The 19,557-nt window shown below is 41.0% G+C and carries 16 protein-coding genes; 2 read left to right on the top strand and 14 right to left on the bottom strand.

Annotated features, from left to right (window positions below):
* Positions 1-385: 385 nt before the first annotated feature.
* From F0Q01_RS02055 to nrdR, 11 genes are all read right to left on the bottom strand, one after another.
* On the bottom strand, positions 386-1,189 hold the full coding sequence (locus tag F0Q01_RS02055; protein ID WP_090485690.1) for a metal ABC transporter permease: 804 nt from the start codon (positions 1,187-1,189) through the stop codon (positions 386-388).
* Positions 1,179-1,943 carry a metal ABC transporter ATP-binding protein gene (locus F0Q01_RS02050; RefSeq protein WP_090151788.1) on the bottom strand — a complete coding sequence of 255 codons (765 nt, stop codon included), beginning with the start codon at positions 1,941-1,943 and terminating at the stop codon, positions 1,179-1,181. Before F0Q01_RS02050 ends, F0Q01_RS02055 begins: the two co-directional genes overlap by 11 nt.
* A 187-nt stretch (positions 1,944-2,130) precedes the next feature.
* Positions 2,131-3,156 (bottom strand): metal ABC transporter substrate-binding protein, encoded by a 1,026-nt coding sequence (locus F0Q01_RS02045; protein ID WP_090485687.1) that lies wholly within the window; start codon positions 3,154-3,156, stop codon positions 2,131-2,133.
* Positions 3,156-3,776 (bottom strand): ribosome biogenesis GTP-binding protein YihA/YsxC, encoded by a 621-nt coding sequence (gene yihA, locus F0Q01_RS02040; protein WP_090151795.1) that lies wholly within the window; start codon positions 3,774-3,776, stop codon positions 3,156-3,158. The genes F0Q01_RS02045 and yihA overlap by 1 nt, the downstream gene beginning before the upstream one ends.
* Positions 3,776-5,059: an ATP-dependent Clp protease ATP-binding subunit ClpX gene (gene clpX / locus F0Q01_RS02035; RefSeq protein WP_090485684.1), complete on the bottom strand. Its 1,284-nt coding sequence runs from the start codon at positions 5,057-5,059 to the stop codon at positions 3,776-3,778. The genes yihA and clpX overlap by 1 nt, the downstream gene beginning before the upstream one ends.
* Positions 5,060-5,107: 48 nt before the next feature.
* On the bottom strand, positions 5,108-5,695 hold the full coding sequence (clpP, locus tag F0Q01_RS02030; protein WP_090151801.1) for an ATP-dependent Clp endopeptidase proteolytic subunit ClpP: 588 nt from the start codon (positions 5,693-5,695) through the stop codon (positions 5,108-5,110).
* A gap of 339 nt (positions 5,696-6,034) precedes the next feature.
* The gene (gene tig / locus F0Q01_RS02025) at positions 6,035-7,450 is read right to left on the bottom strand and encodes a trigger factor (protein ID WP_330388675.1); all 1,416 of its coding nucleotides are present in this window, start codon (positions 7,448-7,450) and stop codon (positions 6,035-6,037) included.
* 97 nt (positions 7,451-7,547) lie between these two features.
* On the bottom strand, positions 7,548-7,991 hold the full coding sequence (rpiB, locus tag F0Q01_RS02020; RefSeq protein ID WP_090485681.1) for a ribose 5-phosphate isomerase B: 444 nt from the start codon (positions 7,989-7,991) through the stop codon (positions 7,548-7,550).
* 42 nt (positions 7,992-8,033) lie between these two features.
* On the bottom strand, positions 8,034-8,573 hold the full coding sequence (locus F0Q01_RS02015; RefSeq protein WP_090487587.1) for a YqeG family HAD IIIA-type phosphatase: 540 nt from the start codon (positions 8,571-8,573) through the stop codon (positions 8,034-8,036).
* A 63-nt stretch (positions 8,574-8,636) separates the two neighbouring features.
* Positions 8,637-9,020, bottom strand: a complete 384-nt coding sequence (locus tag F0Q01_RS02010; protein WP_090151806.1) for a hypothetical protein — start codon at positions 9,018-9,020, stop codon at positions 8,637-8,639.
* 115 nt (positions 9,021-9,135) lie between these two features.
* Positions 9,136-9,588: a transcriptional regulator NrdR gene (gene nrdR, locus F0Q01_RS02005; RefSeq protein WP_090151810.1), complete on the bottom strand. Its 453-nt coding sequence runs from the start codon at positions 9,586-9,588 to the stop codon at positions 9,136-9,138.
* Positions 9,589-9,890: 302 nt separating this feature from the next.
* Here nrdR and F0Q01_RS02000 point away from each other — a divergent pair, with 302 nt between their 5' ends.
* Positions 9,891-10,877, top strand: a complete 987-nt coding sequence (locus tag F0Q01_RS02000) for a hypothetical protein (protein WP_090485677.1) — start codon at positions 9,891-9,893, stop codon at positions 10,875-10,877.
* 98 nt (positions 10,878-10,975) lie between these two features.
* Here F0Q01_RS02000 and nifJ read toward each other — a convergent pair whose 3' ends face one another.
* Positions 10,976-14,509: a pyruvate:ferredoxin (flavodoxin) oxidoreductase gene (nifJ, locus tag F0Q01_RS01995; RefSeq protein ID WP_090485674.1), complete on the bottom strand. Its 3,534-nt coding sequence runs from the start codon at positions 14,507-14,509 to the stop codon at positions 10,976-10,978.
* A gap of 415 nt (positions 14,510-14,924) precedes the next feature.
* Between nifJ and guaB the strand changes: the two genes are divergently transcribed.
* Positions 14,925-16,382 (top strand): IMP dehydrogenase, encoded by a 1,458-nt coding sequence (gene guaB, locus F0Q01_RS01990; protein WP_090485672.1) that lies wholly within the window; start codon positions 14,925-14,927, stop codon positions 16,380-16,382.
* A gap of 197 nt (positions 16,383-16,579) precedes the next feature.
* Here the strand turns inward: guaB and F0Q01_RS01985 are convergent, their stop codons facing one another.
* Both F0Q01_RS01985 and F0Q01_RS01980 read right to left on the bottom strand, forming a co-directional pair.
* Positions 16,580-18,370: a methyl-accepting chemotaxis protein gene (locus F0Q01_RS01985; protein WP_163927110.1), complete on the bottom strand. Its 1,791-nt coding sequence runs from the start codon at positions 18,368-18,370 to the stop codon at positions 16,580-16,582.
* Between the two features lie 158 nt (positions 18,371-18,528).
* The gene (locus F0Q01_RS01980; RefSeq protein ID WP_090151826.1) at positions 18,529-19,518 is read right to left on the bottom strand and encodes an alpha/beta hydrolase; all 990 of its coding nucleotides are present in this window, start codon (positions 19,516-19,518) and stop codon (positions 18,529-18,531) included.
* Positions 19,519-19,557 lie beyond the last annotated feature (39 nt).

Here is a 19,557-nt window from a genome sequence, read left to right as displayed (position 1 = left end):
ATGTGTATATCGGTCATCTGAGAAATTACTTAACCCCTTTTTAGAAATTTTTTTAAAAAATTTTATTTCACTCTAAACTGGGTTTAATTACCTCTCTTCTGCCCTTACAAAAAATATATCGGATGATCTCTTTTATAACTTAACCCCTTTTTTTAAAATATTTTTAAACCTTAAAATAGGGGCTAAACCAAGGTGTCATCCTTAAGTGTAGATGTATTATATCACGTTTTTTTCTCTGTGCACGTTTTTCACTAAAAAAACATAAATTGCATCCAATTATCTGATTTTTACACAATATTTACACTTTCGTATATTATCTGGCATCCATTTTCAAAAAATCCCCAGGCTCTAAATACAGAGTCTGGGGATTACTATTTGTTTTCAATTATCTATCCTTACCATATATATATGTAGCAAAATAAATAACGCTTGCTATGATTACAATCATAGGACCTGTAGCCATATCTGTAAAATAAGAAACAAACAATCCTACTATTCCAGAGAAGAGGCTAAATATAATAGAAAAATAAGTATACTCTCTAAAGTTCTCCGAGATATTTCTACTGCTGGCTGCAGGAAGAATTAAAAGTGCATTAATAAGGAGTATGCCCACCCACTTGATGGATAACATAACAAGAAGAGCTATCAATACAGCAAAAGCATCCTCCATCACTCTAACTGAAATACTGCGGCTCTTAGCAAGTGTGGCATGAATACTAATAGCTGTCAGCCTATTAATGCTAAAGCACCAGAAAACTAATATAACAGCAAATAACACAATAAGCTGAATAATCTCGCTTCCGGTGATTGATAAAATATCGCCCACTAATATAGCTGAGTAATTGCTGAAGCTACCGCCCCTTGATAATATTGCAAGACCAAGTGCTGTAGCACAGCTGGCAAATACAGAAATCAATGTATCTGAAGAGCTAAGTCCTTTTCTAGAAATATAATTAAGAAGCAAGGCAAAACAGATACCAAATATAATCATGGAAACTGTAGTGTTAGCTATTCCCATAATTACTCCAGCTGCAATACCAGTGAGGGCCGAATGTCCAAGGGCATCACTGAAATATGCCATCCTCTTTTGCACTATCATGGTACCAACTGTTCCAAAGAGCGGTGAAATCAAAAGAATAGCTATAGTAGCTCGAATCATGAAGGTATAACTAAACATCTCACTGAACATCTGTCTTCACCTCCACTTCTCCTACTGCGCCCTTACCAAATACTGATTTAAAGGCATCAGTCTCATACACAAGCTTTGGTCTGCCTGCTGCAGTCACAGTCTTATCAATAAGGATAACATTATCCGCATACTTATATACGTAGTCAAGATCATGGCTCACAAGAATAATAGCCAAATCATGTGTCTCCTTTAAGTACTGCATCTTTTCATAGAATGCATCCATACCATTTTTATCGATACCAGATACTGGCTCATCTAATAATAGAAGGTTTGGTGTATCATGGACAGCCATAGCAAGAAGAACTCTCTGTAGCTGTCCGCCAGAAAGAGTACCTACAGGCTGGTCTATAAGCTCTGCCACATCAAATTCTGCAAGAGCCTCTCTCACATGCTCGTGTTCCTTCTTATTAGAAAATAAAATAGGTAATTTCCCTGTAAATGACTGGAACAAATCATACACACTAAGTGGTGTAGTTCTATCTATATTAATAGTCTGTGGAACATAGCCTATCTTAAGTCCCTGCATGTTGTTGTTCATTTTATTCTTGAACTGAATCTCTCCTGTATATGGAACCTCTCCAAGGATAGCTCTTACAAGAGTAGATTTACCAGCACCATTGCGCCCAATGATAGCGGTCATCTGGCCACAATGAACATGGAGGTTGATGCCAGACAGCACCTGCTGGTCGCCAAAGGCAACGCCCAAGTCTATGAACTTAATACAGTGAAATCCACATGGAATAATTTTCTTCATACTATAATCTTTCTCATTATAATCCGTCGGTTTCGGTTGTTACACTCTCAAGCCTGAGATATTGCTTCGCTCAACTACATGTTTCGCTACGCAACACTCAGAGCTTGATAGTTACAACCTATTCGACTCATTTAATAAATTCAGAGCCTGGTGGCTTAACCCTAGCTGACTCTGAATAAAATATTCCCTATTCTACCACGTTGGAGATTCGGGCATAGTTTTCGTTCATGGTGGTTACGTAATCGTCGGCTCCATATGCGCCATGAACTAGAGTCTCTAGGTAAACCACCTTAGCATCTGTCTGTTCTGTAATTAGCTTGCCCATTGAATTGCCGTAGTCGTACTCTGCTAAAACAAGCTTAACATCATTTGCCTTGATTGTCTCGATAAAATCACTGACCTCGCCAGCACTAACCTGACGCTCCTCATCCAAATCCATCACAGCCACTACATTGGCATCAAGTGAACCTGCAGTATATATAAAGGCAGCATGTAAAACAGCAACATTTGCACCCTCAAGTGATTCTAAGCCTGATTTATCCACATATTTTGAAAGAACCCCTACATATTCTGAGGAATTTTCCTTATATATGTCTGCATGTGTCCCGTCTGCCTGGCTTAATCCCTCTGCGATAGCCTGAACCTGATAAGCAAAAAGCTTGCTATCCATCCAGATATGACTATTCTCCTCGTGGTGATGGTCCTCGTGCTCATCAGACTCTACCGTTCTATGAAAATCATTTGGAGTCTGGGATAATGACTTTTCCTGAGAATGCTCATCAGCGTCATGCTCATGTTCCTCTTCTTCTGGAAGCTCGACTCTATCCTCTACATATTCAAATGTATCTATAATGGTTAGCTCAGGATAAGCCTCCACCACATCATCAAGGTAGCCTTCCATACCACCGCCATTTACCACCAGCACATCTGCATTAGATAGATTCTTCATATCCTCTGTAGTAAGTGTGTAATCATGGAGACATCCTGTTGTTGGCTGGGATAGGTTGGAAACAGTCACCCCATCTGTATCACCTACAACATTTAATGTAGCAATATATACAGGATTGCAGCTAGTCATAATAACAAATTCATCATCAGCATTTGCAGCTACATTAGCATTATTAAATTTTACATAAAAAAAAGTGCCACAGGTGCACACCACACTAATAGAGATGAGCAGTAGTAGCACAAAAATATATTTGTTTTTCTTCATTAATCAAGATCCTCTACATCAGAAAGACTGGCTTCATTCTCGATAACCTGAGCCAAGAAATCCTGTATAGTGTCAAGTCCCTGCTTGGTCTGGGATGAAAATGGAACAATGATTGTGTCCTTTGTAGCTCCTAAACCCTCACGCAAAATCTTAATCTGCTTATCAAGCTGGCTTCGCTTGATCTTGTCAGCCTTAGTGGCGATGACAATTGGGTCGTAACCTACGTAGTCCATCCATTCAAACATCTGCTTGTCATTTGCCGATGGAGCATGTCTAATATCTACTAAAAGAAAGACAGCTCTAATCATATCTGATGTGTTCAGATATGTCTCTATCATCTTGCCCCAACGCTCACGTTCCTTTTCAGATGCCTTAGCAAAACCGTAGCCCGGCAAATCCACCACATAAATCTCATCATTAATATTGTAGAAATTGATGGTCTGTGTTTTACCAGGCTGGGCTGATACTCTAGCTAGAGACTTGCGGTTCATAACCGCATTTATGAGTGATGACTTGCCTACATTAGACTTGCCTGCAAATGCCACCTCTGGGAGGTCATTTTTAGGAAGTGTAGATGTAGGCCCGCACACTGTTTCAAGATTACATGATCTTATGACCATTATGCACTCTTTTCCTTTTTATCTTCGATTGATACTACGCTGTCTGAGTTCTTGTCGATAAGAAGAAGGTTGCTATCAACCATCTCCTTTGTAACTGTAATCTCAACAATCGACTCATCAGATGGTACATGATACATGTGATCCATCATAACGCTCTCTACGATAGCGCGAAGTCCACGAGCACCTGTTTTTCTCTCGATTGATTTCTTAGCAATCTCTCTAAGGGCATCCTCTTCGAACTCAAGCTTAACGCCATCCATCTTGAAGAGTGCCTGATACTGCTTTGTCAATGAATTCTTAGGCTCTCTAAGGATGCGAATCATATCATCCTCAGTAAGCTCGTTAAGGGATACATTGATTGGTACACGTCCAATAAACTCAGGAATCAAACCATACTTGATGAAATCCTGTGGAAGTACCTGCTGAAGTAAATCATCAATCTTTTGATTGTTCTTATCCTTAACATCAGCGCCGAAACCGATAGCTGAGCTATCTGTACGCTGTGAAATAATCTTTTCAAGACCCTCGAAAGCTCCACCACAGATAAAGAGAATGTTCTTTGTATCGATTGCGATAGTCTCCTGCTGTGGATGCTTACGTCCGCCCTGAGGTGGAACATTAGCAACTGTACCCTCGATAATCTTAAGTAATGCCTGCTGAACGCCCTCGCCAGAAACATCTCTTGTGATAGAAACGTTCTCAGACTTCTTAGTAATCTTATCAATCTCGTCGATGTAGATGATACCAATCTCAGCCTTTTTAATATCAAAATCAGCTGCCTGGATAAGCTTAAGAAGAATATTCTCAACATCCTCACCTACGTAACCTGCCTCAGTAAGAGTGGTAGCATCAGCAATAGCAAATGGAACACCAAGAACTCTTGCCAATGTCTGTGCCAAAAGTGTCTTACCAGAACCAGTAGGTCCAAGCATAAGCACATTACTCTTTTGAAGCTCTACATCGATGTCATCAGGATTAGCCATGATACGCTTGTAGTGATTGTACACAGCAACAGAGAGGACCTTCTTAGCCTCATCCTGACCAATAACATACTGGTCAAGGAACTTCTTCATGTCCTCTGGCTTCTGAAGATTAATCTCGATAGAATCTCCCTCAGTTGCTGGAGCAAAATCCTCGAGCTCTTCAACAATTATCTCCTGACAAATCTCAACGCACTCGTCACAGATAAAAGCACCATTCGGTCCTGCTATAAGCTTACGAACCTGATTTTGTGTTTTGCCGCAGAAAGAGCAGCGAACTCTGTCATCGTTTCTTGCCATAATAACCTCATTTAATAATCAAAACATAAACCACTATTATATATATCGGCTTTATTTTGCTTTCTTTGTAATAATTTCATCAATAAGACCATAATCAAGGGCTTCCTTAGCATCAAGCCAGTGATCACGCTCTGTGTCAAGGCATACCTGCTCGTATGGCTTACCTGTGTTCTCAGCCAACATACGGTTGAGCTTTTCTCTAGTCTTAAGAATATTCTTAGCTGCGATTTCGATTTCAGTAGCCTGACCCTTAGCTCCACCAAGTGGCTGGTGAATCATAATCTCTGAGTTAGGAAGAGCAAATCGCTTGCCCTTCTGTCCACCTGCAAGTAAGAAAGCTCCCATAGAAGCTGCCATACCAATACAGATAGTAGAAACATCACACTTGATATACTGCATTGTATCGTAGATAGCCATACCAGCTGTAACACTACCGCCTGGGCTATTGATGTAGAGGTGGATATCCTTGCTAGGATCCTCTGACTCAAGGAAAAGTAACTGAGCAACTGTAAGTGAAGCAGTAACCTCGTTAACCTCCTCACCTAAGAATACGATACGATCCTTTAATAATCGTGAATAAATATCATAAGAACGCTCCCCACGAGAATTCTGTTCAATGACATAAGGAATTGTTGCCATTTTAGTCCTCCTAATGATTAATAGATTTAGTCAATACTCTTCAGCACTCATTAGCAGGAACAATAGGTTAATTATTCCGCCAAAAAACCAAGCTGCTAAACAAGTATTATATATACACTAAGCCCGAGCATACGCTCAGGCCAGTGATTTAATTTCATTTTTAATTATATCTATTTTAGTAATCCGTGTCTCGATTTTTACAAATTTTTAATACTTTTTGGTTTTATTGCAGCCAATGAAAGCTGCAATAAAATCTGGCTTCGCCAGACTACTTTCTTGTATTTCATACAAGAAAGCATCCTATTACGGAATCAAATAAGCTTTATGCTTATTTAATTCCTACTCAGCGTCAGCAGCCTTCTTTGTTGTCTTCTTAGTAGTAGTCTTCTTAGCTGTTGTCTTCTTAGCTGGCTTCTTCTCTTCTGCTGCAGACTCCTCAGCATCAGCCTTCTTAGTAGTAGTCTTCTTCTTAGCAGCTTCCTTAACATTGTCCATGATGAGCTCAATTGCCTTCTCGATAGCAATATCCTTCTTCATTGACTCCTTCTCGCTGTCGCCAACAAGAGTCTTAAGCTGATCAAGCTCCATACCGTACTGCTTAGACATATCCTCAAGCTTAGCATCAACGTCAGCATCAGATGCCTCGATCTTCTCAGCCTTAGCAATTGCCTCAAGTACAAGTGAAGACTGTGTACGTGCAAGTGCGTCTGGACGAACCTGCTCACGGAATGAATCCATTGTCATACCTGTGAACTGCATGTACTGCTGGATTGAAAGACCCTGCTGAGCCATGTTGTTAGCGAAATCGTTAATCATGTTCTCAACCTGGTAGTCAAGCATAGCATCTGGAATCTCCATCTCAGAATCCTCAACGATCTTAGCGATAGCCTCGTCCTCCTGAGCGCGACGTCCCTCTGCCTTTTTATTGTTCTCAAGACGCTCCTTAACAGATGCCTTGTATTCCTCAACTGTCTCAAACTCTGTTGTGTCTGCTACATACTCATCATCAAGCTTAGGGATGTCCTTACCCTTAACCTCGTGGATGTGGCACTTAAATACTGCTGGCTTACCTGCAAGGTCCTCTGCCTGATATGTCTCAGGGAAAGTAACCTCAACCTCAACATCCTCGCCAGCCTTGTGGCCGATGAGCTGATCCTCAAAACCAGGAATGAATGAACCAGAGCCAAGCTCAAGGTCATAGTTCTCGCCCTTACCGCCTTCGAATGCTACACCATCGATGAAGCCCTCGAAATCGATAACTGCTGTATCGCCCTTAGCAGCCTTGCCTGTCTTAGTAACTGTACGAGCAGCTCTCTCAAGCTCAGCCTTGATTGTATTGTTAACTTCTGTAGCTGTAACCTTAGAATCGATCTTTGTAACAGAAACGCCCTTGTACTTGCCAAGCTTAACTTCTGGCTTAAGAGCAACTGTAGCTGTATAAACGAAGTCCTTACCCTTCTCAAGCTGTGTGATGTCGATCTGTGGCTGTGAAACGATATCAAGCTTAGACTCATCATATGCCTGTGGGTATGTCTCCTGCATAATAATATTAGCAGCGTCCTCGTAGAAAATCTCAGCACCATACATCTTCTCTACCATGTTCTGAGGAACTTTGCCCTTTCTAAAGCCTGGAACAGAGATGCTGTTCTTCTGCTTGTTATATGCCTTTGTAATAGCCTTGTCGAGCTCAGCTGCATCAACTGTAACTGTGATCTTTGCCATATTCTTTTCAAGATTTTCTACCTGTACGTTCATTTATTACAATTCCTCCTCTATAATATATATCAGGTATGCCTATACTAGGCTAATTTTTTACGTGAATCCTCACATAGACCAAAAAATTATATCAGAACTATTCTTCATTTTCAATAGCAGATATCATATCAATTCTCACCTGATGTCTACCACCTTCAAACTCTGTTTCAAGGAAAGACTTCACAATATCCTTTGCAAGCTCACTTCCTACTATACGAGCTCCAAAAGCAATCATATTTGCATTGTTGTGAGCACGAATAAGTCTTGCTGTAGCTGTATCAGAGCAAACTCCACAGCGGATTCCCTTTACCTTGTTAGCTGCAAGTGAAATACCTACGCCTGTTCCGCAAATAAGCACGCCCAAATCTGCAGAACCTGCTGCCACCATTCTCGCAGCCTTTGCACCATACTCTGGATAATTACAGCTGTCATGTGAATCTGTTCCTATATTAATAACCTCATGTCCAAGGCTCTCAATATACTCCTTAATCTCAAACTTAAGATCTGTTGCTGCATGGTCATTTGCAATTACAATTTTCATAATAAGATTCTCCTTTCGATTCCTCCCTGATGCATTTCTACATTATTTAAGAGGAACTTTATTTATGTTCTTTCCATATAATTTGTAAATTCTGTAGCCAAGTAAAATGAAAGCCTCAAGGAATCTCTTGAAGATAATCTGGATTTCTTCCTTCCATTTAAGTACTGGCTTAACCATGACTGAACGAATACCTGCACGATTGGCGCCCCACACGTCTGTGAGAATCTGGTCGCCTACAAAAATAGTGTTAGTCACGTCAGTGCCCATCTGCTCCATAGCTCTCTTGTAGCCAGATGCTGATGGCTTGTTTGCTTTATATATGTAGGTACAGTACTCAACAGCCTCCTTAAAGGTCTTAACTCTAGGCTCCTTATTGTTGGATAACAAAAGGGCTTGAAAGCCTAAATCGTGTAATTCCTTAAAAAGAGCCTTAGCTCTGTCGTCTGCTGGAGCGTTGTGTGGAACAAGCGTATTATCCACATCAAAAATAACTCCTCTGTAACCCTGTTCATAAAGCTTTTTAAAATCAATTGAATAGGTACTATCTACATAGTCTCTTGGATATAAATTTCTCTTACTCATAGGCTCGATTTTAACACAATAAAAGAAGCACATCAATTGATGTGCCTCTAAAAACGCATATTGTTATAATTTGAAATCCTCAACAACTGGCTTAACCTGCTGATCCTGAGGTGTCTTGTTCTGTACGAAGTACTGATAACGATGGATAAGTGAATCCTTCTGCATAGAAGATACTGCCTTTTCCACGTCAAGTGACTTAATATCACTATCAGCACCCTTTAAATCAAAGGACTCGCCTGGCTTGTACTGGCTGGCAAAATCATAAGCGCCAAATGTCTGTGCCTCTCTAGAAGCTGCAATCTCCTCATCGCTAATGCCACTAGTAGAATCCTCTACTGGAGTCTCTTCTACTGGCTCATCAACAGGTGCCATTCCAAGCTCTTGTCGTATTCTTATTGAATTGTAATCATAGAACCCTAAAGACGGGCGAATACCTGAAATATTCATTAAATATAACTCTCCATATTTGCTACCTGCACTTATTATATCGTACAAATAGTCAAATATTTAACCCCCATAAAACCTGTAACTACTTGTAAAAACTCTCCTAGCCCCCAAACAGCTATTTATCTAAGACTCTCTTGAGCTCATCCATAAAGGTGTTAACGTCCTTAAATTCGCGATAAACAGAAGCAAATCTAACATATGCAACCGGATCAACATTCTCAAGATGCTCCATTACTATCTCACCGATTTTAGTGCTAGGAATCTCCTTCTCTTCTAATGAGAAAATCTCTGTCTCGATCTCGTCAACTACCTTTGAAATCTGGGCAGCAGCAACCGGTCTCTTTCGACATGCAATAAGAACACCCTTTTCGATTTTAGTCCTGTCGTATGGCTCTCTATTGTTATCCTTTTTAATGACGATAAGCGGAATAGTCTCAACCTTTTCATAGGTAGTGAAACGCTTGCCGCACTCTGGGCAAGAACGACGACGTCTAATGCTTGTGTTGTCATCTGCAGGTCTTGAATCAATTACGCTAGTATCTTGGCTACCACAAAATGGACATTTCATTCAAAAAATCCTCCCAAAGCAATATTTCCTTACACTATATCTAGTAGTATTTTATCATTTTGACAACAAGTGTGCAACACCCCAAAACCGCAATAATATTGTATCTTTCAGCAACTTTCTTTATACTATAAATCAGCATATTTAGTAAGGAGGGGAAAATGTCACCAAGTCATCACTCATCGAGCAGTCATAGCTCACATTCTAGTAGCCACTCGCACCACAGTTCATCTAGATCACATAGCAGCTCTTCTAGAAGCAGAAGTCATCACAGTTCTAGTTCTCACTCTAGTTCCTTTTTAGGAATGGGAAGTTTATTTTCAAGGAATACTACACCAGTTTACAGAAACAGAACTAATCAACCAAAGAATTATTCTGGAGTCACTCCTAAAATTTATCGTTGCAAGTACCATGACTATGTTCATTACAATGAACCATGGACAGACGAATTAACAGGTGTGGAATATAAAGCGGGTTACTATGATGAAGACGGAAATTTTTATGAAGATGTTGTCTTTTCTAAACAGGGCGTAGTATCAGATTCTACTACTGCCGTATGTAAATGTGACTATTGCGGTATGGAGGATTCTCGCCCTTGGCCAGACCGTGAAAAGCCATGTATTCATTGCGGTGGAACAATGCATCTTGTATCCCAAATAGATGCTTTGGTAGATGGTGAGAATGATTCACCAGACAGCTATTCATATGATGATTCTTACTCAAGAGAAAAATCTTCAGCTTCCTCAGCCATATATCTTTTAATTGTAGGAATGCTGTTTTTCTCACTTTTTTCTGGCATCATTGATACTTATCATGAAAACCAAAGGGAGACCTATTACAGTCCATCAAATTTCCAGTCGAACTCCTTTGATTCCAAAGATTATAGTGATAATTATTCTGACAGCTATTCAAACAGCTATAATATTCCTACCTTAGTTGACTACATGTTCCTAAAGGAAGAAGGCAAGGGTTTTGTACTAACAGATGAAGCCGATTACAAAGATAATTTCGAAAATGGTGGATACAAACACTTATCCCTTGATTCTGATGGAAACTACTACGATGCCAGCACCGATATGTATGTCTGGTTGAATCAAGATATCGACCCTCCACAGTTTCAGTATTGGTTAGAAGGTTTATCTTCTGAATATGGCGATTATGGCTGGATGGAGTATGATTCAGTTGAAGAATGTTGGTACATAGAAACTAGCAACGAAAACTGGGAAAAATTGGATGATGCCACTTATGAAGAATTCCAAGACAGATTGTGGCACATTGAATATGAATTTTAATGCAGAAAGTCATATCTTTTGATAATTAATTTTATGAAGCAAGTATAAAAAATCCTCCGTGTAATGCACGGAGGATTTTGTTTGTAGTTAATTAAATCTTATGAATAAAGGTCAACTAACTTCTTAAGGTGAGCATATCTCTCCTCAGCTGCCTTCTGGTTCTCAGCGAAGAGTCTCTCAGCACGCTCTGGGAATGCCTTTGTAAGACGAGAGTAACGTGTCTCGTTTGCAAGGAAATCCTGATACTTGCTGTAGTCACCTTCCTTAGAAGTAAGAGTAAATGGATTCTTACCTTCCTTCTTAAGATCTGGGTTGAATGAGAAGAGGTTCCAGTAACCTGCTGTAACAGCTGCCTTCATCTCATCCTGGCAGTGGTTCATACCACCCTTAACACCGTGGAGCTCACATGGAGCGTATCCGATGATAAGTGAAGGTCCGTTGTAAGCCTCAGCCTCAGCGAGAACCTTAACTGCCTGTGCCATGTTAGCACCAAGTGCGATCTGAGCAACGTATACATAACCGTATGACATTGCGATCTCAGAAAGTGACTTCTTAGAAACTTCCTTACCTGATGCAGCGAACTGGCAAACCTCACCGATGTTAGAAGCCTTAGAAGCCTGTCCACCAGTGTTAGAGTACATCTCTGTATCGAATACCATTACGTTGACATTCTCGCCTGATGCAAGTACATGATCAAGACCGCCGAATCCGATATCGTATGCCCAACCGTCACCACCGAAGATCCATACAGACTTCTTAGCGAGGTAATCCTTGAGTTCAAGAGCTGCCTTAGCATCTGCTGAGCCGTCCTTCTCAAGTGCTGCGATAAGAGCGTCAGCTGCTGGGCCGTTCTCTCTTGTAGAATTAACTGTCTCCTCGAACTTAGCGAATGCAGCCTTAAGATCTGCTGAACCAGCCTCTGCTGCCTTCTTAGCTGAAGCGATAGCATGGTCACGTAAGTACTTCTGTCCTACTTCCATACCCATACCATGCTGAGCGTTGTCCTCGAAGAGTGAGTTACACCATGCTGGACCCTTCTTAGAATCCTTGTTAACTGTAAATGGTGATGTAGCTGCAGGACCACCCCAAATTGAAGAACATCCTGTAGCGTTTGAAATATACATATGCTCACCAAAGAGCTGTGTAATAAGTCTTGCGTATGAAGTCTCAGCACAACCTGCACATGATCCTGAGAACTCAAGGAGTGGCTGATTGAACTGTGAGCCCTTAACTGTAAGGTCAGAACCTGCTGCTTCCTTACGTCCAACATTAGCTACTAAGTAGTTGAATACTGGCTGCTCGTCTGCTTCTTCTGCCTGTGGAACCATTGTGATAGCACCAACTGGACAAACTGTTGTACACTCGCCGCATCCCATACAATCAAGTGGAGATACTGACATTGTGTACTTGTACTCAGAAGCCTTTGGCTTTGTATCAGCAAGCTTGATGTTTGCTGGAGCTGCCTTAACCTCGTCCTCAGAAAGCATGAATGGACGGATTGTAGCATGTGAACATACAAATGCACACTGGTTACACTGGATACACTTTGTCTCATCCCATGTAGGAACTGTTACAGCTGTACCACGCTTCTCGTATGCAGCTGCACCAAGCTCGAACTGTCCGTTAGGGTTCTCAACGAATGCTGAAACTGGAAGTGAATCACCATCCATCTTAGAGATAGGCTCAAGGAGATTCTTAACCATCTTAACCAACTCTGGACGACCCTCAAGTGCTGGCTTAGCAGGATCTGCTGCTGGGTTCTTCCATGAATCTGGAACATTTACCTTATGTACAGCATCTACACCAGCGTCGATAGCGTTGTAGTTCATCTGAACAACATCGTCACCCTTCTTGCCGTATGACTTCTTAGCTGCCTGTTTCATGTAATCTACAGCCTGATCGATAGGCATTACATCAGCGAGCTTGAAGAATGCTGACTGAAGAATTGTATTTGTACGCTTACCCATACCAATCTCGATAGCCTTATCGATAGCATTGATTGTGTAAAGCTGGATATTGTTATCAGCGATGTATTTCTTTGCCTCAGCGTTAAGGTGCTGCTCAAGCTCATCATCTGACCACTGGCAGTTAATCATAAATACTCCGCCTGGCTTAACGTCCTGCACCATCTTCATACCCTGTGTAACGTATGCTGGGTTGTGGCAAGCAACGAAGTCAGCCTGGTTGATATAGTAAGGAGACTTGATTGGGTTGTCACCAAATCTCAAGTGAGAAATTGTAACACCACCAGTCTTCTTAGAGTCATACTGGAAGTATGCCTGGATGTACTTGTCTGTGTGGTCACCGATGATCTTTGTAGAGTTCTTGTTAGCACCTACAGTACCATCACCACCAAGGCCCCAGAACTTGCACTCCTTAGTACCAGGAGCTGATGTAATAGGAGCTGGCTTAACCTCTGGAAGTGAAAGGTTAGTAACATCATCTACAATACCGATTGTAAATCTGCGCTTTGGCTCAGACTTCTCAAGTTCCTTATATACAGCAAATACTGATGAAGGAGGAGTATCCTTAGAACCAAGACCATATCTACCACCGCAGATTGTGATGTCGTTGAGACCTGCTTCACGAAGTGTTGTAGCAACATCAAGGTAAAGAGGATCTGCGAGAGCACCTGGTTCCTTTGTACGATCGAGGATAGCAATCTTCTTTGCTGTCTTTGGAAGTGCAGCAAGGAATGCCTCTGATGACCAAGGTCTGTAAAGACGAACCTTAAGTACACCAACCTTCTCGCCGTGTGCGTTGAGGTAATCAATAACCTCTTCTGCTACGTCGTTGATAGAACCCATAGCTACGATGATTCTATCTGCATCAGCAGCACCATAGTAATTGAAAAGCTTGTAATCTGTACCAAGCTTTGCATTTACCTTGTCCATGTACTTCTGAACAACTGCTGGGAAATTGTCGTAAGCTGTGTTGCAAGCTTCTCTATGCTGGAAGAAAACGTCTCCGTTTTCATGTGAACCACGCATTGTTGGGTGCTCTGGATTAAGAGCCTTAGCTCTGAACTCAGCGATAGCATCCATGTTAACCATCTCTTTGAGATCTGCATAATCCCACTTTTCAATTTTCTGAATCTCGTGTGATGTACGGAATCCGTCAAAGAAATTAAGTACAGGTACCTTACCCTCGATAGCTGCAAGATGAGCTACTGGAGAAAGATCCATTACTTCCTGTGGATTTGTCTCAGCCATCATTGCGAAACCTGTCTGACGACAAGCATATACATCGGAATGATCACCGAAGATGTTAAGTGACTGTGTAGCAACTGTACGAGCTGATACATCGAATACACAAGGGAGCTGCTCTGCAGCAATCTTGTACATATTAGGGATCATAAGAAGAAGACCCTGTGAAGCTGTAAATGTAGTAGTAAGTGCACCTGCACCAAGTGAACCATGAACGGCACCTGCCGCACCTGCCTCAGACTCCATTTCTACTACCTTTACCTGATTTCCGAAAATATTCTCAAGGCCTGCTGCTGACCACTGGTCAACGAAATCGGCCATTGGGCTGGATGGTGTAATAGGATAAATAGCGGCAACATCAGTAAACGCATAAGCGACATGTGCTGCAGCCTGGTTACCATCCATAGACTGTTTTGCTCTTGGCATTTCTAAATTCCTCCTTCAATTATATAAGCATTTATAGTATCACGAGTGAGTCAATAATTAACCGGAACCCCACCCCATAATGCCGTAATTTTATGATAGGACTATTGAGAAAATAAATCAATAAAAGAAAGCTGCAATTCTGTTCATTTTACAGTACAAAAATGTTAAATATTTTTGATTTGTTGTATAAAATTGCTAATTTTTTAACAATCTCCTTTCTCAGACACTGTCTGAAGTTGCCATTTTTATTTTAGAGACGGACAAATGTCTTTCTATTATGTACATGTCAAAAAAATCTAAAATAACACATAAAAAATCAGCATATTTGTTGGCAAACTTTCATTGACACAGACTACTTTGTTAAATATAATTTTAAAAAATTTACAGTCTTGCATACAGAAAGAGAGGAAAATTTATGGCATCGATTATTGGTGATGGCATTACTTTCGACGACGTCTTACTGGTTCCACAGTATTCGGAAGTAACTCCAAATCTTATTGATCTTCACACAAACTTAACTAGAAAAATCAGACTTAACATTCCTATGATGAGTGCCGCTATGGATACTGTTACAGAATCCCGCATGGCAATCGCCATGGCACGCCAGGGTGGTATCGGTATTATCCACAAGAACATGTCAATTGAAGCTCAGGCTGAAGAAGTTGACAAAGTAAAGCGTTCTGAGAACGGCGTTATCACTGACCCATTCTCTCTCGGTCCAGACAACACACTTGCTGAGGCAGACGAACTCATGGGCAAGTTCAGAATCTCTGGTGTACCTATTACTAAAGAAGACGGCACACTCATTGGTATCATCACTAATCGTGACCTTAAATTCGAAACAGATTTCACTAAGAAAATCAGCGAGTCAATGACTTCTGAGGGTCTTATCACTGCAAAGGAAGGCATCTCACTTGATGAGGCTAAGGCAATCCTTGCTAAGTCTCGTAAGGAAAAGCTTCCTATCGTAGACGATGAGTTCAAGCTCAAGGGACTTATCACAATCAAAGATATTGAAAAACAGATTAAATATCCTAACGCTGCTAAGGATGACCAGGGCAGACTTCTCTGCGGAGCTGGTGTTGGTATCACAGGCAACATGATGGAGCGTGTAGCTGCACTTGTAGAGGCTCAGGTGGACGTTATCGTTATGGATTCAGCTCATGGTCACTCTAAGAACATCATCGAGGCAGTTAAGAAAGTTAAGAATGCTTACCCAGATCTTCAGGTTATTGCTGGTAACATCGCTACAGGCGAGGCTACAAAGGCTCTTATCGAGGCTGGTGCAGATGCTGTCAAGGTCGGTATCGGACCTGGTTCTATCTGTACAACACGTGTTGTTGCAGGTATCGGTGTTCCTCAGATTTCAGCAATCATGGATTGCTATGCTGTAGCAAAAGAATACAATGTACCAATCATCGCCGACGGTGGTATCAAGTACTCAGGCGATATGACAAAGGCCCTTGCTGCTGGTGGTTCAGTATGTATGATGGGTTCAATGTTTGCAGGATGCGACGAGGCTCCTGGTTCATTCGAGCTCTTCCAAGGTCGTAAATACAAGGTATACCGTGGTATGGGTTCACTTGCAGCTATGGAGAATGGTTCTAAGGACCGTTACTTCCAGGAAGGTGCTAAGAAGCTTGTTCCAGAAGGTGTTGAAGGACGTGTTGCTTACAAGGGTTCTCTTGAGGACGTTATCTTCCAGCTCATCGGTGGTATCCGTTCAGGTATGGGTTACTGTGGTTGCCCTACTATCCCAGAGCTTCAGGAGCGCGGCAAGTTCGTGAAGATTTCCGCTGCTTCCCTCAAGGAGTCACATCCACATGACATCCACATCACAAAAGAAGCACCTAACTATTCTGTAGACGGTTAAATTCCGTATATCGTAAGGAGTGACACAGCTAAAATAATGCCTCCAGTAGCTATCAAGCTCTTAGTGTTGCGCAGCGAAACGTGTTAGTTGAGCGAAGCAATATCTAAGGCTTGAGAGCGTAACTGGAGGCTTTTTTATTTGCCAAATAATAAATGGCCAAGCTGCTTATGCAGCTTGGCCATTTATTTATTTTGTAATTATTCTTCTATCTCTTCTTCTACTTCTGCTACTTCTTCTGCATCCTCTGCTGTGCTAGAGAAGCGTGACACTTCATCCTGAAGTCTCTGAGAGATTTCACGGTTGCTCTCTGAGTCATCATGGATTGTTGTGATAGACTCAAGGATTCCTGTTGTGCTTTCTGTAGCATCAGATACACCCTGTGTACAGTCATTGATAACTCTAGAGATATGGTCAATCTCTGATGTCATCTCGCTGATTGTAGAATTAAGAACTACTGTATTGTCATTTACACTATCAAGTACTGCATTGATATCCTCAGCATCCTGATAGTACTGCTTAGCAACACCTTCGAAATCATCATAATCTGAAAGTACTGTCTCACTTACGTATGTAAGCATCTCGTTAGAGTTATCAGCAAGTGCCTCAACGGCTGAAATAACCTGATTACTGATTTCCTGAATCGAATTAGCTGTCTCCTTACTATGCTCAGCAAGCTGTCTGATTTCATCAGCAACTACTGCGAATCCCTTACCTGCCTCACCTGCACGAGCAGCCTCGATTGAAGCATTAAGTGCAAGAAGATTTGTCTGTGCTGCGATAGAAAGGATATCCTCTGTAAGAGTCTGAATCTGCTCAACATTCTTACTTTCTGCAATTGAGTTCTCAAGTGTATCTTTGATAGATGAAACCATCTCATTTGTAGAGGATTTCATCTTCTCTGTCTTCTCACGGATAACAGTAGCATGTTCCTTGATATCAGCCACTCTGTTAGTTCCCTCTGAAACCTGATTTGAAACCTGTCCTACTGCATCATTAACATCTCCTGCCTCCTCATTAAGAGAAAGAAGTGTGTTATTTGCAGTCTCCATGCTAGCTGTAAGCTCTTCCATAACTGCAGATACGTTACTTACATCATCCTTTGATGAATTAACGATACCAACAGTATTTTCTACTGAGCTATAAATATTTCCAGATTCACTCTTAATAGTAAAAATGATTTTTTCCAATGTCTCCAAGAAGTTGTTGATACCACCTACTAAGACACCAACCTCGTCCTTAGATTTATTTTTTAACCTATGAGCCAAGTTTGCATTTCCAGCATTCATCTCACTAATCATCTTATCAAGTTCCTTAGCAGAGCTTACAAGAGGATTAACTGATTTAATAACAATAATTATTGTTGATATTGATGCAATTACTAGTAATATCACACCTATTGCAATGGATTTTTGAACTTCCTTCTCAGCCTTTGCAAGTTTTTCATCGTTCAGTTTCACCAATTGCTCTAATCGTTCTTTCATGAGACCAACATTTTCTTCATAAACTGTTACCATCTCATGAGAGCCTGCAAAGTATCTAGTACTTGCACCAGCAAAATCATTATTATAATACAGCTTCTCTATTTCCTTGTATTCTGAAACAAAACCTAAAGCCGCTTCACTCATTACCTTATATTCTTCAGTAAACTCTTTATCGTTAATGGTATCCACATGAGTTTTCAAATCTGCAATAGCTTCCTCAACTGCGCCGTACTCATCTGCTCCAAGACCAATAATTTGATCTCTAACTTCAGTATTATCCCAATTGCCTCCATACATATAATTCATAGTCTGAAGAACAAAGAAACGCTTAACTAAGTTTTGCACATTAGTATTGGCGTTACCAAAGTCCTGCTCAACCATCAAATATGTATCTGACATAGTATTGGCAGATTTAACTGCTGTTCTAAAATTAACGGCAATGATTGATACACCTATAATCATCACCAAATCCAGAATTAAAATACATATCAATATCTTTGTCTTCATACTTTTTCTCATGTTAATCGCTCCTTTTTTGCAGCCCACAAAAAATCCTCGCAGGGAAATTACTATTGTAATTTTACCACGCGAGGAATTCTTAGTTATGAGCAAACTATTAATTTTTTATGAAAATTCTGTAGATTAATACTCAGATTTAAGATTTACTATCCCCAGTATTCTACAGCTCGCTCAAGCCATCCTTGAGCCTTAGTACGCTTTCCAAGACCTATACCGTGAGGTACACCGAAATATTTCTCATATTTATGTTCTACGCCAGCTCTTGTAAGTGCCTCGTCAAATACATCTGCGTGTCTGCTGGCTGGAACCAAAACATCCCAGCTACCTGAAAACATAAATGTCTTTGGATAATCAGCCTCGATATATTTTTGTACATCAAGCATCTGTCTACCCTTTTTTATATGTCTAAGACCAAACATGTGGTAACTACCACGATTAGAAAGCCATACTCCCAAAAGTCCAATCCAAATATTCCAATATGGATGACTAAGCCAGTCATTAACGCAAGTCCATGGATAGCCAAGGACTAAAATGCCTGGACGTGGAACCTGGTAATCCAAGTATCCAAACTTGTGGCTAGAAAAAATACCAGCCACATTTCCACCAGCTGAAAAGCCTATTAATCCATAATCATCCATAACTACGTCGAATTTATCTGTATTGTCCTGAATAAATCTAAGAGCGATGCCAAGGTCCTCCATTGGTCCAAATGGAGCGCAATCTCTGCCTGCTCTATATTCAAGAACAAATGCATTTATTCCCATTTTATTAAGCTCAGCTGCCACAGGATAGCCCTCATGACGAGTGCAAACTCTAGCGTATCCTCCACCAGGAAGAACTATAACAAATCGCTTGTCTCTAGGATTGTCCGCTGGAAAATATACCATACGCACATCTCTTTTATGCTTCTCCTTAGCCATCTCCTCCATAGAGTAAACAGGCATCTGCACAAAACGGCCTGCCTTGCGAAGCTGGCGCATTCTTTCCTTGCCACCCTTAACATCAGAGCCCACATGTGCGCACCAATACATTCTGGCTATAGAATATACAGTGAACATAAAAGTCAGAATCAAGTAAACTAATAAAATTGTCCTAAGGGCCTGGGCAAATCCCTCCGCAAATAGATAAAAATGCATATACTGCCTCCAGAATAATTAATGCCTGCCAGATAGCTA

The sequence above is a fragment of the Pseudobutyrivibrio xylanivorans genome, assembly GCF_010906925.1.
In the GTDB taxonomy this organism is placed as follows: Bacteria; Bacillota; Clostridia; order Lachnospirales; family Lachnospiraceae; genus Pseudobutyrivibrio.
The sequence above is the reverse complement of the archived record's forward strand: the minus strand, read 5'-3'. Positions and strand labels throughout refer to the sequence as shown.